This window comes from Helicobacter valdiviensis (genome assembly GCF_003245365.1).
Classification (GTDB): Bacteria; Campylobacterota; Campylobacteria; order Campylobacterales; family Helicobacteraceae; genus Helicobacter_D; species Helicobacter_D valdiviensis.
The window spans coordinates 1-404 of the sequence record NZ_NBIU01000132.1; the positions used below are offsets into that span (position 1 = coordinate 1).

The 404-nt window shown below is 20.3% G+C and carries 1 pseudogene; it reads left to right on the forward strand.

From position 1 onward, the window contains the following. A pseudogene (locus B6S12_RS10905) lies at positions 1-404 on the forward strand (hypothetical protein); the annotation flags it as partial.

Below are 404 nucleotides of genomic sequence, written 5' to 3' on the forward strand. Positions count from 1 at the left end.
AACAAAATCCCAATCTCTTAACTTCTCATTCTAAAAACCTAAACCATTTCATCTTAGAAAATAAAGACAAAAACAAAAGAATTATCTTTTTAAATAATGCTTCATCAATGTCAAATTTAATCCATATTTATGATAACCATTGTGATATATTTATTAAAAATGATTCTTTGCTTGATATTAAAAGAATAGAAAAAGAATATGATATTAAATTTAAAAAATTTAACACAAGAATATTTTTTTATGAAAAACTTCTTTTAGGTGCAAAAGAAAATAATGAGTTTTCATTTGAAGCAAGAGAAGAAAATCTACTTTATTATTTTAAATACAACAAAGAAGATTTAAGTTCTTTAGGGGATTTAAGTATAAAATATAATCATTATAATGCAAAGATTAAAAATTATTCT